Origin of the sequence: Kitasatospora sp. NPDC101235 (assembly GCF_044767505.1) — a bacterium.
Taxonomy (GTDB): domain Bacteria; phylum Actinomycetota; class Actinomycetes; order Streptomycetales; family Streptomycetaceae; genus Kitasatospora.
Genome location: NZ_JBIWNZ010000019.1, coordinates 89,730 through 102,653, shown reverse-complemented (window position 1 = coordinate 102,653; position 12,924 = coordinate 89,730). Strand labels below are relative to the sequence as shown.

Here is a 12,924-nt window from a genome sequence, read left to right as displayed (position 1 = left end):
GTGGGCCGCCCCGGGGCAGGGAGGGGGAGCGGAGGTCGGCGGCGCGGACGGTGCGGCGGGCGCCGGGGCGTGCTGAAGGGTGGGGCGGATCGTTCAGCGGCGGCGGGTGCGGGAGACCAGCACCAGGAAGCCGAGCGCCAGCACGATCGGGACGGCGTGCGAGACGCCGACCACGGTCAGCGGGCTGAGCAGTGCCAGCAGCGAGCCGCTCAGCAGCATCCCGGTGCCCATGCCGACGTTCTCGGCGGAGGCGAGGATGCCGAAGGCCTGGCCGCGCCGCTCGTCGGCGAGGGCCTGGATCCGGGTGGTGTAGGAGATCTCGGTGAAGCCGTCGCCGAGGCCGGCGCCGATCGCGACCAGCAGGAAGAGCGGGGTCGGGAGACCGGTGAAGACCAGGATGAAGCAGCCGGACATCAGGCAGGTGCCCAGCGCGAAGGCGCGCTCGCCGGGCTCGATTCCCCGCCGCAGCATGAACCGGGAGACCAGTTGCTGGGCGCAGAGGTTGCCGATCGCCCAGGTGGCCCAGAAGGTGCCGAGCAGCGCGGCCGGGTTGCCGGGGGAGGACTGGTTGGCGAAGACCGGCAGGCTGATGTTGTGGGCGGCCGAGCCGAAGGCGTCCAGCAGCCGGATCCCCGCCATGGCGCCCACCACCGGAGCGGCCCGCAGGACGACCAGTGCCTGCCACCGGGGCCCGCGCTGCTTCGGTTCCGCCGCGGGCTCGTCCGGCCGGGCCGCGGGCTCGGCCGCCTGTGCGGACCGGGTGGGCAGCGGCAGTCGGAGCACCAGCGCCGCGAACAGCACGAAGCTGGCCGCGTCGATGAGCAGCGCGGCGCGGAACCCGGCCCAGGCCACCACCACGCCGGCGGACGCGAAACCGAGCACCATCGCGGTCGAACGGCAGCTCGCCATCAGGCTGTTGGCACGGGCCCGGCGCTCGGCGCCGACCATCTCGGGAATGCTGGTCCGCAGGGCGACCGCGCACACCGCGGCCGCGCCGCCGAGGATCAGTGCGAGCGGGTAGAGCACCGGAATGCGCGCCGACACCGGGGCGAGGGCGACCGCGACCAGCGCCAGCGCCTGGGCCAGGGCGCAGCCCGTCATCAGCCGCCTGCGCTCCAGCCGGGCCACCAGCCGCCCGGCGACCAGCCCGCCGCCGAGGCCGCCGGCCAGCCGCAGCACCAGGTACCCGGCGGTGCCGAGCGCGTTCCCGGCGGCCTCGTACGCGAACAGGCTCAGTGCGACCAGGTCGAGCTGGCTCCCGTACGTGGACAGGGCATCGCCTGCGGCCAGCCGGTAGAAGACCCGGGGCAGCTTGCTCGCGGACTGGCGCGGCGCTTCCAGTGCGGTGTCCGGCACCGTGTTCCCCCCGGGCATGCCGTATGGCGGCTCAGTGTGACATTGCGCTGCAACCTAGGGGTCAACGGGTGGGAGATCAATGCCGAGATCGTTTCCTGTCCGAAAGATCGCGTGTTCGGCCGACTTGCTGTCATCTTTCGCGCCACCCTGGCCAGTTGGCGGCGCGTGGCCGGAGGGGTCAGCGGCGTCCGAACAGCCTGCCGAGCCAGCCCCTGGCCGTGCGACCCTGCTCGGCGCAGTCGCACCGGGCGGACTTGGGCACCCCGGCCAGGACCTGCTCCACGTGCATCCCGCACCCGGCAAAGGTCGGCTTCCCGCAGGTGCGGCAGGCGACTCGTCGGCACATGTCGTTCTCCGTTCTCGAGGCCCCCAGGGGCGGGGCCACCTGGCCAATATACCCCACCCCGTATTCGTGATGTCGGATTCGTCCGGCCGCCGGGGCCGGGGCGGCGGCAGGGCGAACCGGCGTGTGGCGGGAAGGGGGAAGCCGTCAGGCCGTCTCGGGGCGGGCCGACGGGATCGCGTAGGTCAGCGTGGCGCTGGCGACCAGGACGTCGTCGGCGTCCAGCAGCTCGGCCAGCACCACGCACAGCCGACGCCCGAACTTGGCCGTCCGGGCGTGCACGCGCAGCGCCCCGGGCCGGGGCCGGTTGAGGAAGCTGATCTGCAGCGAGCTGGTCAGCGCCATCAGGGTGGGCCCGAGCCGGGCGTTGATCAGGAGGAACGCGGCCAGGTCGCACAGGCCGGCCTGCTCCGGCCCCGAGACGGTGCCGCCCGGTCGGGTGCGCAGCCGGTCGCCGTCCACCGCCATGGTCAGGGTGCGGCCGTCCACCTCGGTCACCCGGCAGGCGGCGTAGTCGGGGAACTGGCCGGCGATCAGGTCATTGAGCTGACCGGGGCCCAGGAGGACGTCGACGGTGGCGACCGCCGTGTTCGAGTCGGTGGTCATGGGGCTCAGCGTAACCGTCGGCCCGGCGGTACGCCGGGAGTGGTCCAGGCCTGCTTCCGGCCAGCTTCGTTTGCCGTGGTCATCCGTCAAGATCCGTTACAGGAAAGGGAATTGCGCATGTCGTGCCGGTGTCCACATGGCCGGAGCCGGTCGCTCCGGTGGTGCCGGGTGGCCGAATCGGCTCGGCACGATTCGTAAGGGACCTTGTTCGGCCCAAAATGCAGCACCTACGCTCCGAGGAAGTTCAGCGGAGCCGGTGCGGAGCTCCGCCGGCCGCTGGGGGGCGGCGTCTTTTCCTTGTGGTCGTCATGGAGGGCCTCGGTGGAAGCGGGCCCCCGGCCGCTCACACCCGACCGTGTCCTGCTTCAGACTCCATTCAGAAACGGGGTGTTGTGCCATGGGGATTTCCATTCTGGACGACGAGGCGGTGGTGGTCCGCACTCCCGACGAGTTCCTGGCGATGCCGGAGGAGTACCGGGAGATCGCGATCCGCGGCATGGTGGTCAACACCGAAGGAGAGCTCTCCGGCGGAGACGACTACGTGCAGGTCTTCCTGCCGCTGGCCCCTGACGCGGAGGAGCGGCAGGTCTGCGCCGAGCGCGCCGCCGAGGAGTACGACCACTACAAGATCGGCAAGCGGGTCCTCGCGGAGATCGGCGTGGACACCACCTACATGGAGTCGCAGACGCTGGCCGAGCGGAACCTCTTCCGCGCCCAGGAGTTCCACAACTGCACCACCTGGGCCGAGCGCGGGATCTTCTCCTACATCGGGGAGGAGACCGCGATGGTGATGATCTCCGAGTTCGCGCAGAGCAGCTACCGGCCCTGGGCGGACGCGGTGCGCACGATCATCCTCGACGAGAAGGTGCACATCGCCCACGGCGCCCGGGTGTGCCGCAACCTCGCCGCCACCGACGACGGCCGCGAACAGCTCCAGCAGGCCCTGGACCGGCTCTGGCCGACCTTCGTCCGGATCTTCGGCAGCCCGCGCTCCGAGCGCGCCAAGCTGGCCGTCCGCTTCGGCCTGCGGCAGACCACCAACGGCCAGGCCTGCGACCTGTGGCGCGAGAAGGTCACCCCGCGCATCAAGAACCTGGGTCTGCGCCTCCCGGAGTAGCAGGAGCAGCAGCACGCCGATCCCGCGACCCCCGAGGAGCCCACCGCCATGGCCACACCCGTCACCATCGAACAGCGCCCGCTGAGCCGACGCGAGGCGAAGGCGCGCACCGCCGAACTCATCGCCGACCGGCCCGACCTGGCCGAACGGCTGCACCGGCTGCGCCGGTTGGGGCGCGAGGTCCGCTCCTGCGAGGTCCACCTCACCAACGCCTGCAACATCCGCTGCAAGGGCTGCTGGTACTTCGAGGGCGGCTTCGACACGGCCGTCAAGGAACTGTCGGACCTGGACCGCATCCGGGCGTTCGCCCGCAAGCTGGCCGACGACGGCGTCAACCAGGCCACCCTGATCGGCGGCGAGCCCACCCTGGTCCCGCGTCGGGTCGAGGCCTTCGTCGAACAGCTGCCGTACATCACCATCTCCACCAACGGCCTGCGCCCGATGCCCAAGCAGGGCTTCGAGAAGATCGCCATCGCGGTCAGCATCTTCGGCGGCGGCCCGCTCGACGACGACCTGCGCGCGATCCGGGTCAACGGCTCGAAGTTCACCGGCCTGTTCGACACCGCGCTCTCGCACTACCGCGACGACCAGCGGGTGCTGTTCATCTACGCGCTCTCCGAGGCCGGCGTCGAGCACATCGAGCCCACCGTGCGGAAGATCGCCGAGAACGGCAACATCGTCACCTTCAACTTCTACAGCGAGCACGGCACCGAGACCCCACTGAAGATCGCCAACGAGCAGCGGGTGCTGGACGAGGCGCAGCGGGTCAAGGAGCTGTACCCGCAGGCGGTGGTGAGCCACCCGTACTTCATCCGGACCCTGGTGACCGGCCGGACGCACTGGGGCGGCCGGTTCGGCTACGACGTCTGCCCCAGCCTCAGCGTCGACGCCCCCGAGCACGAGGAACGGGTCGCCAACGGCAACCCGGTCATCCCCGGCTTCAACGTCTGGGGCGCCGATTACGAGTCGCTCCAGTTCTGCTGCACCTCCGGCGACTGCGGCGGCTGCCGGGACAGCCAGGCCGTCTACAGCTGGCTGGTGGTCAGCGCGAACCGCTTCCTGGACGACGCCGCCCGGCTGGAGCAGTGGCTGGACATCGCCGAGAGCTACTGGCGGCAGTGGCACTGGGCCCCCTACCACGCCACCAAGGCCGGCACCGCGGCCTGAGCCCGCCGCCGCCCACCGCCCGTACGTCCACCCCGCACCGCCACCGCCGCCCCGCGCGGACGAGGAGAGTCATGCCCGACACACTGGACCGCACCGCCATCGAGACGTTCGTCGTCGACGCCCTGGTCGACCTCGGCGTCGAACGCGAGGACATCGTCGACGCCGCCGCCCTGGACGAGCTGGAGATCGACTCGCTCGACATGGTCGAGCTCAGCCAGTCCATCCGCAAGCAGCTGGGCATCCCGGTGAAGCCGAAGGACTTCGACCAGCTGTACACCGTCGGCGAGGTGCTCGCCCTGTGCCGCAAGAAGGCCGGTCTGGAGTGAGGCCCCGGGCCGTCGTCACGGGCCTGGGCGCGGTCACCCCGCTGGGCGTGGGCGCCGACGAGCTGCACCGGCGCGCCGTCGCCGGCGAGAGCGGGCTCGCCGACGGGCTCGGACTGTGCCGGGACTTCCGGCCCTCCGACCACCTGTCGCGCCAGCAGATCCGCCGCACCGACCGCTTCACCCAGCTCGCGCTCGTCGCCGCCGCCGAGGCCCTGGCCCAGGCGGGATGGACGGACGGCCCGCCGCCCTACCCCGCCGAGCGGATCGCCTGCGTGGTGGGCTGCGCACTCGGCGGGACGGCGAGCTTCGAGAGCCAGGCCGAGGTGCTCCGGCAGCAGGGCGGGGAGTTCGTCTCCCCGCTCATGGTGCCCGCCATGATGGCCAACGCCGCGGCCTCGCAGATCGCCCAGCGCCACGGCTTCCGGGGCGAGGCGCTCTGCCTGGCCTCGGCGTGCAGCAGCGCGACCCAGGCGATCGGCACCGCCCTGCTGCTGCTCGCGGCCGGCGCGGCCGACGCGGTGGTGGTCGGCGGCGCCGAGGCGTCCACCTCCGACCTGGTACGGGCTGCCTTCCGGACCGCCGGGGCGCTGTCCGAGAGCGGCCGGTCGGTGCCCTTCGACCGCGACCGGGACGGCCTGCTGATCGGCGAGGGCGCCGGGATCCTGGTGCTGGAGACCGAGGCCGGCGCGGCCGCCCGGGGCGCCACCGTGCTCGGCGAGGTGCTCGGCTACGGCGCCACCTGCGACGCCCACCACCTCACGGCCCCGGACCCGACCGGCGAGCCCGCGGCCCGCGCCGTCACCCTGGCGCTCGACGCGGCCGGCGTCACCCCCGGCCAGCTCGGCTACCTCAACGCGCACGGCACCGGGACCGTCCTCAACGACCAGTCGGAGTGCGAGGCGCTGCGGCTGGCACTCGGACCGGCCGTGGAAGCCGTCCCGCTGTCCTCCACCAAGTCCTGCACCGGCCACCTCTTCGGCGCGGCCGGCGCGGTGGAGGCCGTCGCCACCCTGCAGGCGCTGCGCCACGCCACCGCCCCGCCCACCGTCGGGCTGCGCGAGCCGGACGAGAAGCTCGGCCCGCTGAACCTGATCCGCCGCGCCACCCCGCTCGCCGCCCCCGCCCTGCCCGGCGGCCGCCGGGTCGGGCTCTCCACCTCCTTCGGGTTCGGCGGGCACAACGCGGCCCTGGTGCTGGCGGCGGCCGACGCCCTCGGTACGACGAAAGGCCAGGAGTGATGCTCGGCTTCGACGGACGCCGCTATCTGATCACCGGGGTGCTCAACGAGGACTCCATCGCCTGGCACACCGCCAGGGCGCTCCAGGAGGCGGGCGCGGAGGTCCTGCTCACCGGCTTCGGCCGGGCCCGGCGGATCACCGAGAAGGCGGCGAGCGTCCTGCCCCGCCCGACCGACGTGCTGGAGCTGGACGTCACCAGGCCCGAGGACTTCGCCCGGCTGGTCAAGGAACTGGAGCAGCGCTGGGGCGGGGTCGACGGCGTGCTGCACGCCGTCGCGGCCGCCCAGCAGACGGCGCTGAGCGGCAACTTCCTCACCACCCCGCCGGAGGCCGCCGGCCTCGCGCTGCGCACCGCCGCCGTCTCACTGCACTCGCTGGCCACCGCACTCGCCCCGCTGCTCAGCGCGGACGGGCGGCGCGGCAGCGTCGTCGGGCTGGACTTCGACGCCACCGGCGCCTGGGCCGGCTACGACTGGATGGGGGTGAGCAAGGCGGCCCTCGGCGCGGTCTGCCGGTACCTGGCGATGTACCTCGGCCCGTCCGGCATCCGGGTCAACCTGGTGGCGGCCGGCCCGGTGGAGACCGTCGCCGGGCAGGCGATCAGCACCTTCGACCGGATCGCCGACCGCTGGCAGGCCGAGGCCCCGCTCGGCTGGGACCGCACCGACCCCGCCGTGGTGGTCGGGCCGGTGCTGTTCCTGCTCTCCGACCTCGCCGCGACCGTCAGCGGGGAGATCCTGCACGCGGACGGCGGGATGCACGCCGTCCGGATGGGCACCGGCCCGGCCTTCGCCGAAGGAGGCGCGGCATGACGGCCGCCATCGTCGGCGTGGGCGCCGCACTGCCCGAACGCGTCGTCCCCAACACGCACTTCGAGCGGATCGGCGCCTCCCCGGAGTGGATCGTCAAGCGGACCGGCATCGAGGAACGCCGCTTCCTCGCGCCGGAGGGCCGGCTCGCCGACCTCGCGGTGGCCGCCGCCGAGCAGGCGCTGCGCAGCTCCGGGCGCGCCGCCGGGAGCATCCGGCACGTCGTGGTCGCCACCATCACCCCGGACCGGGTCACCCCCGGGGTGTCGGTGGAGGTCGCCGCCCGGCTCGGCATGCCGCAGGCCACGGCCTTCGACCTGCACGCGGCCTGCGCCGGCTTCGTCTACGGCCTGGACCACGCCGCCGCACTGATCGAGACCGGCCGGGCCGAGGTGGTGCTGGTCTGTGGCGCCGACGCGCTGACCCGGATCACCGACCACGAGGACCGCGGCACCGCGGTGCTGCTGGCCGACGGCGCCGGCGCCGCCGTGGTCGCCGACGTGCCCGGCGCGCCCGACCCGTGCTTCTCGCTCGGCAGCGACGGCGAGCAGATCCCGCTGCTCTACGCCGACCGGGAGGACCGCAAGCTGCGGATGGACGGCCGGGAGGTGTTCGACCACGCAGTGGAGAAGATGTCCGCCGCCACCCGGGAGGTGCTCGCCCGGCGCGGCCTGACCTGCGAGGACCTCGACCTGTTCGTCGCCCACCAGGCCAACGCCCGGATCGTGCGCGCGGTCGGCAAGGAGGTGGGGCTGCCCCCGGAGCGGCTCTACCTCAACGTCCACCGGGTCGCCAACACCTCGGCGGCCTCGATCCCGCTGGGCCTGACCCACGCCCGCGAGGAGGGCCTGTTGGACGGCCCGAAGCTGCTCGGCCTCGCCGCGTTCGGCGCGGGCATCACCTGGGGCGCCGGGCTGATCGGCTGGCGGCCGGGCGCCGGTGCCGACGCCGACGGGGCGGCACGGACGTGAAGGCCCCCCGGTTCCCCGTGATCGCCGAGATCGCCGCGTCGGACGGGGCCCGGCTCACCGTCCGGGCGCTGGCCCGGCCGGAACCGGCCGCCCCGGTGGTGATCGTCCTGCCGGCGATGGGGACGGCCGCCCGGCACTACACCCCGCTGGTCCGCGCGCTGCACGCGGCCGGGCTCAGCGTGGCCACCTGCGACCTGCGCGGCCACGGCGAGAGCCGCCCGGTGCCGCGGCGCGGTGTCGCCTTCGGCTTCCGCGAGCTGGTGGAGCACGACTTCGGGGCGGTGCTCGACGCGGTGGCCGGGGCGTTCCCGGGTGCGCCGCGCCTCCTGCTCGGGCACAGCCTGGGCGGGCAGCTCGGCCTGGTGCACTGCGGCGTCTTCCGGCCCCGGCTCGCCGGCGCGGTGCTGGTGGCCAGCGGATCGGCGTGGTACCGGACCTTCGGCGTCCGGGCGGGCCTGAAGCGGCTGGCACTGAGTCAGTTCTCGATCGTCGCCTCGGCGGCGGTCGGCCACTGGCCGGGCGAGCGGTTCGGCTTCGGCGGCCGCGAGTCGGCCCGGCTGATGCGGGACTGGGCGCGGCAGATGCGCACCGGCCGCTACCGGGTGCGCGGCGCGGCCACCGACTACGAACGGGCGCTGGCCCGGGTCGACCTGCCGGTGCTGGCGGTGGACGTGCAGGGCGACGAGCTCGCGCCGCCGCGGGCCGTCGACCACCTGTGCGCCAAACTGCGCTCGGCCCGGGTGGAGCGCTGGAGCTACACCGCCGAGCAGGCGGACGGCCGTGCGCTGGACCACTTCCGCTGGATCCGGCACAACCGCGGGCTGGTGGAGCGGATCGCCCCCTGGATGCTCGCCACGGCCGCAGGGGCCGGGGAGAGCGTTGCTCCGCATGGCGGTGTCCGCCCGACCGTATGAGGATCCGAACCGAGCCCCACCGCCCCGAGGAGCGCCCGCATGTCCGCCGTCCCCGCCCCGTCCGGCAGAAGCTCCGGCCAGCCGCACGACCTTCCGGACCTGCCGCACGGCATTCCCGACCTGCTCACCGCGACCGCCGCGCGCCGTCCGGAGCACCCCGTCCTGCGACTCGACCAGGAGGTGCTGAGCTTCGCCGACCTGGACGCGCGCAGCTCCCGGGCCGCGCACTGGCTGGCCGCGCTCGGCGTCGCGCCCGGCGACCGGGTGGCCGTGCTGCTGCCCAACGTGCCGGACTTCGCGGTGCTGTACTACGGCATCCTGCGCGCCGGGGCGGTGGTCGTACCGATGAACCCGCTGCTGAAGGCCCGGGAGATCGAGCACTGCCTCGCCGACGCCGGAGCCGCCCTGCTGCTCGCCTGGCACGCGGGTGCCGAGCAGGCGGTCGAGGGTGCGCAGCGCACCGGCACCCGGCTGGTCGCCGTCGAGCCGGCCGCCCTCGCCGCGACGCTCGCGCAACACCCGGCCGGCCTGCCGGCGACCGGGGGACGCGGGGGAGAGGACACCGCGGTCATCCTCTACACCTCCGGCACCACCGGGGCCCCCAAGGGCGCCGAGCTGACCCACCGCAACATCGTGTGCAACATCCGGGCCGGCGTCCAGGTGCTGGGGCTGGTCGAGGGAGACGTGATCTTCGGCGGGCTGCCGCTGTTCCACTCCTTCGGCCAGGTGATCGGCCTGAACTGCGCGGTGGCCGTCGGGGCGTGCCTGACCCTCGTGCCGCGCTTCGACCCGTCGGCCGCGCTCTCGGTGATCCGGCGCGACCGGGTGAGCGTCTTCCTCGGCGTCCCGACCATGTACACCCTGATGCTGACCCACCCGCAGCGCGCCGGGCACGACGTCTCCTCGCTGCGGGTGTGCCTGTGCGGGGGCGCGCCGATGCCGCCGGAGGTGCTGCGCGGCTTCGAGGCCGACTTCGGCTGCGTGGTGCTGGAGGGCTACGGGCTGTCCGAGTCCTCGCCGCTGGCCTGTGCCAACCGGAGCGACCGGGAGCGGACCGCGGGCACCATCGGCATCCCGATCGAGGGGGTGCGGATGCGGATCGTCGACGAGTCCGGCAAGGAGGTGCCGGACGGCACGGTCGGCGAGGTGGTGATCCGGGGCCACAACGTGATGAAGGGCTACTGGCGCCGGCCGGACACCACCGCGCAGACCGTCCGGGACGGCTGGCTGCACACCGGGGACCTCGGCACCCGCGACGAGCGGGGCGACTTCCGGATCGTCGACCGCCGCAAGGACGTCATCATCCGCGGCGGGTTCAACGTCTACCCGAGGGAGGTGGAGGACGTGCTGTACGAGCACCCTGCGGTGGCCGAGGCCACGGTGATCGGCGTCCTCCACCCCACCCACGGCCAGGAGGTGGCCGCAGCCGTGGTCCTGCGCGAGGGCGCGTCGGCGACCGTGGAGGAGATCCGCGGCTTCGTCCGGGAGCGGGTGGCCCCGCACAAGTACCCGCGGCTGGTCTGGACGGTCGACGCGCTGCCCAAGGGACCGACCGGAAAGATCCTCAAGCGTGAGGTGGTCGTGCCCGAGCGGGGCTGACCGGCGCCGGCGGGAGGGCGGCCCGGCCGGGCCGCCCCCGGGGTGTCAGAGCACCCGGCGCATCCAGCCGTGGACGTCCTCGGCGCGCCCGTACTGGATGTCCAGCATGTGCTCGCGGATCGCGAGGGTCTGCTTGCCGGGCGCGCCGTTGCCGATGGTGAACTCGTAGCCCTCGCCCTTGAACCCGACGATCGGGGTGATCACCGCGGCGGTCCCGGCGGCGAACACCTCGGTGATCGTGCCGTCGGCGGCACCGGTCCGCAGCTCGGAGAGGGTGATCGAACGCTGCACCGGGGTCAGCCCGAACTCGCCTGCCAGGGCCAGGATCGAGTCCCGGGTCACCCCGTCGAGGATGTTGCCGAGCGCGGGGGTGACCAGCTCGCCGGCCGAGGTGACCAGGCACAGGTTCATCGTGCCGGACTCCTCCAGGTCGCCCTCGCCGCCGGTGTCGTCCAGGAACAGCACCTGGTCGCAGCCGTTCTTCCGGGACTCGATCTGCGCGGCCAGGCTGGAGGCGTAGTTGCCGCCGCACTTGGCGGCGCCGGTGCCGCCCCGCCCGGCGCGGGTGTAGTTGCTGCTGACCCAGAGCGTGATGCCGGTGACGCCGCCGGCGAAGTACGGGCCGGCCGGGCCGGCGATGACCGAGTAGGTGATCCGCTCCGCGGGCCGGACGCCGAGGAAGGCCTCCGAGGCGAACATGAACGGCCGAAGGTAGAGGCTCTTCTCGTCGGCGGAGCCCGGCACCCACGCCTCGTCCGCGCGCACCAGCTCCTCGACGCTGGTGAGGAAGTCCTCCTCCGGCAGCACCGGCAGGGCGAGCCGCTCCGCGGAGCGGACGAAGCGGCGGGCGTTGAACTCCGGGCGGAACAGCCAGACGCTGCCGTCGGCGTGGCGGTAGGCCTTCAGCCCCTCGAAGATCTCCTGGGCGTAGTGCAGCACGGCGGCGCTCGGGTGCAGCGAGTACGGCACCAGCGCGGAGACCTTGCGGTCGTGCCAGCCCTCGGCGGGCGTCCAGGTGGCCGAGGCCATGTGGTCGGTGAAGAACTTGCCGAACCCCGGCGCGGCGAGGATGGTGCGTCGCTCCTCCTCGGGGACGGGATCGGTCGTCCGGAACAGAGAGAAAGCGCGACTCATCGTCAACTCCTCGAAACCGCGGTGGAATCCGTGCGAACTGGCGCCAATGACCGGCGCCATACCCGTCATGCTAACGGTCGTCAGCCGGACGTGATACGGCGCGACCCGGCCGAGCCCGGAGCCGTCGGCTCCCGAGGGGGCCGACGGCTCCGAGGCGGCGCCCTGCCGGTGGCCGGAGCGGAGGCCGCTTCGAGCGCCGTCCGGCCGTCGTCGGGCCGGGCCCGGTCCGCCGCCAAACCGGGTGCCGGCACACAGGGGCTCGAACGGCGGTGCGTATTCACTCGGATGCTTAGCGTGATATGCCGTCCGGGCGGAGGCGTGAGCAGGGTGGTTTCAGCCCCTTTACCTCCTTGAAAGGGCAGGAACCATGGGCATATCGCTGTCCCGCCACTCGATCCCCTCCGCCGCCACGGTGGCGTTCGCGACCTGTCTGGTCGCCGCCACGGTGTCACCCGCGCTGGCCGCCGAAACCGGTGAAAGGCCGGGCGGCAGGGTGAAGCCGACGGTGGTCCTGGTCCACGGCGCGTTCGCCGACGCCTCCGGCTGGAGCGACGTCGTCGAACGTCTCCTGGACGACGGGTTCCAGGTCGTCGCCCCGCCCAACGAGCTGCGTGGCCTGGCCAACGACGCCGCCAACGTGGCCAGTGTGCTCAAGAGCATCAGTGGCCCGATCGTGCTGGCCGGCCACTCCTACGGCGGAGCCGTCATCAGTCAGGCCGCCGCCGGGAACCCGAACGTGAAGGCTCTTGTCTACGTGTCGGCGCTCATGCCCGACGTGGGCGAATCGCCGGCCGAGCTGTCGGCGAAGTTCACGGGCAGCGACCTCGCCGCCGCGCTCAACGCCGTTCCCTACACGGGCCGCGGCGGCAGCGGGACCGACCTGTACATCAAGGCCGAGAAGTTCCGCTCCGTCTTCGCCGCGGACCTGCCCGAGTCCCGGACCCGGCTGATGGCCGCCGAGCAGCGCCCGGTCGCCGAGGCCGGGTTCGCGGAGAAGGCCACCGCCGCCGCCTGGCGCGACATCCCGTCCTGGGCCGTCGTCTCCCGGCAGGACAGGGCCCTCGCCCCCGACCTGGAGCGCTTCGGGGCCAAGCGCGCCAGGTCGCGCACCGTCGAGATCGACTCCTCGCACGTGTCGATGATCTCCCACCCCGACGTGGTGTTCCGCCAGATCCGCGAGGCCGCGGACACCATCGGTGACGCCGCGGCCCCGGCCGAGCTCGCGGCGACCGGTTCCCACGGTCAGGCCGTCGCCGCGGTCGGCGCCGTCGCCGCCGCCGCCGCGCTCGTGTCCGGCTCGGTGCTCACCCGCATCGCCCGCCGGCGCGGCACCCGCTGAGCAGT

13 protein-coding genes are annotated in these 12,924 nt (G+C 73.4%); 9 read left to right on the top strand and 4 right to left on the bottom strand.

All coding sequences use genetic code 11. From position 1 onward, the window contains the following. Positions 1 to 93: 93 nt before the first annotated feature. From ACIRRH_RS28180 to ACIRRH_RS28170, 3 genes are all read right to left on the bottom strand, one after another. On the bottom strand, positions 94 to 1,356 hold the full coding sequence (locus ACIRRH_RS28180) for an MFS transporter (protein WP_403072987.1): 1,263 nt from the start codon (positions 1,354 to 1,356) through the stop codon (positions 94 to 96). Between the two features lie 178 nt (positions 1,357 to 1,534). After that, positions 1,535 to 1,702, bottom strand: coding sequence for a hypothetical protein (locus tag ACIRRH_RS28175; RefSeq protein WP_403072984.1), 168 nt, complete (start codon positions 1,700 to 1,702; stop codon positions 1,535 to 1,537). A 144-nt stretch (positions 1,703 to 1,846) separates the two neighbouring features. Continuing rightward, a complete protein-coding gene (locus tag ACIRRH_RS28170; RefSeq protein WP_403072981.1) occupies positions 1,847 to 2,305 on the bottom strand; it encodes a PaaI family thioesterase in 459 nt (152 codons plus the stop codon). A gap of 397 nt (positions 2,306 to 2,702) precedes the next feature. Between ACIRRH_RS28170 and ACIRRH_RS28165 the strand changes: the two genes are divergently transcribed. The 8 genes from ACIRRH_RS28165 to ACIRRH_RS28130 all read left to right on the top strand — a co-directional run bounded on the left by ACIRRH_RS28165 (position 2,703) and on the right by ACIRRH_RS28130 (position 10,446). Beyond that, positions 2,703 to 3,422 carry a Phenylacetic acid catabolic protein gene (locus ACIRRH_RS28165; RefSeq protein ID WP_224281369.1) on the top strand — a complete coding sequence of 240 codons (720 nt, stop codon included), beginning with the start codon at positions 2,703 to 2,705 and terminating at the stop codon, positions 3,420 to 3,422. A 48-nt stretch (positions 3,423 to 3,470) separates the two neighbouring features. Beyond that, entirely contained in the window at positions 3,471 to 4,589 is a 1,119-nt protein-coding gene (locus ACIRRH_RS28160; RefSeq protein WP_403072978.1) for a radical SAM protein, read from the top strand. Between the two features lie 71 nt (positions 4,590 to 4,660). After that, the gene (locus ACIRRH_RS28155) at positions 4,661 to 4,915 is read left to right on the top strand and encodes an acyl carrier protein (RefSeq protein ID WP_403072975.1); all 255 of its coding nucleotides are present in this window, start codon (positions 4,661 to 4,663) and stop codon (positions 4,913 to 4,915) included. Further along, positions 4,912 to 6,153 (top strand): beta-ketoacyl-[acyl-carrier-protein] synthase family protein, encoded by a 1,242-nt coding sequence (locus ACIRRH_RS28150; RefSeq protein WP_403072972.1) that lies wholly within the window; start codon positions 4,912 to 4,914, stop codon positions 6,151 to 6,153. Before ACIRRH_RS28155 ends, ACIRRH_RS28150 begins: the two co-directional genes overlap by 4 nt. Further along, positions 6,153 to 6,965: an enoyl-ACP reductase FabI gene (gene fabI, locus ACIRRH_RS28145; protein ID WP_403072969.1), complete on the top strand. Its 813-nt coding sequence runs from the start codon at positions 6,153 to 6,155 to the stop codon at positions 6,963 to 6,965. The genes ACIRRH_RS28150 and fabI overlap by 1 nt, the downstream gene beginning before the upstream one ends. Further along, a complete protein-coding gene (locus ACIRRH_RS28140) occupies positions 6,962 to 7,933 on the top strand; it encodes a beta-ketoacyl-ACP synthase 3 (RefSeq protein WP_403072967.1) in 972 nt (323 codons plus the stop codon). Before fabI ends, ACIRRH_RS28140 begins: the two co-directional genes overlap by 4 nt. Next, positions 7,930 to 8,847: an alpha/beta fold hydrolase gene (locus ACIRRH_RS28135; RefSeq protein WP_403072964.1), complete on the top strand. Its 918-nt coding sequence runs from the start codon at positions 7,930 to 7,932 to the stop codon at positions 8,845 to 8,847. The genes ACIRRH_RS28140 and ACIRRH_RS28135 overlap by 4 nt, the downstream gene beginning before the upstream one ends. A 39-nt stretch (positions 8,848 to 8,886) precedes the next feature. Next, positions 8,887 to 10,446, top strand: coding sequence for a long-chain fatty acid--CoA ligase (locus tag ACIRRH_RS28130; RefSeq protein WP_403072961.1), 1,560 nt, complete (start codon positions 8,887 to 8,889; stop codon positions 10,444 to 10,446). Between the two features lie 45 nt (positions 10,447 to 10,491). On the opposite strand, the gene ACIRRH_RS28125 is transcribed toward ACIRRH_RS28130, so the two are convergent. Further along, complete coding sequence (locus ACIRRH_RS28125; RefSeq protein ID WP_403072958.1) at positions 10,492 to 11,580, bottom strand: branched-chain amino acid aminotransferase; 1,089 nt, start codon at positions 11,578 to 11,580, stop codon at positions 10,492 to 10,494. Between the two features lie 367 nt (positions 11,581 to 11,947). Here ACIRRH_RS28125 and ACIRRH_RS28120 point away from each other — a divergent pair, with 367 nt between their 5' ends. Continuing rightward, positions 11,948 to 12,919: an alpha/beta fold hydrolase gene (locus ACIRRH_RS28120; protein WP_403072955.1), complete on the top strand. Its 972-nt coding sequence runs from the start codon at positions 11,948 to 11,950 to the stop codon at positions 12,917 to 12,919. The last annotated feature ends 5 nt before the right edge of the window (positions 12,920 to 12,924 follow it).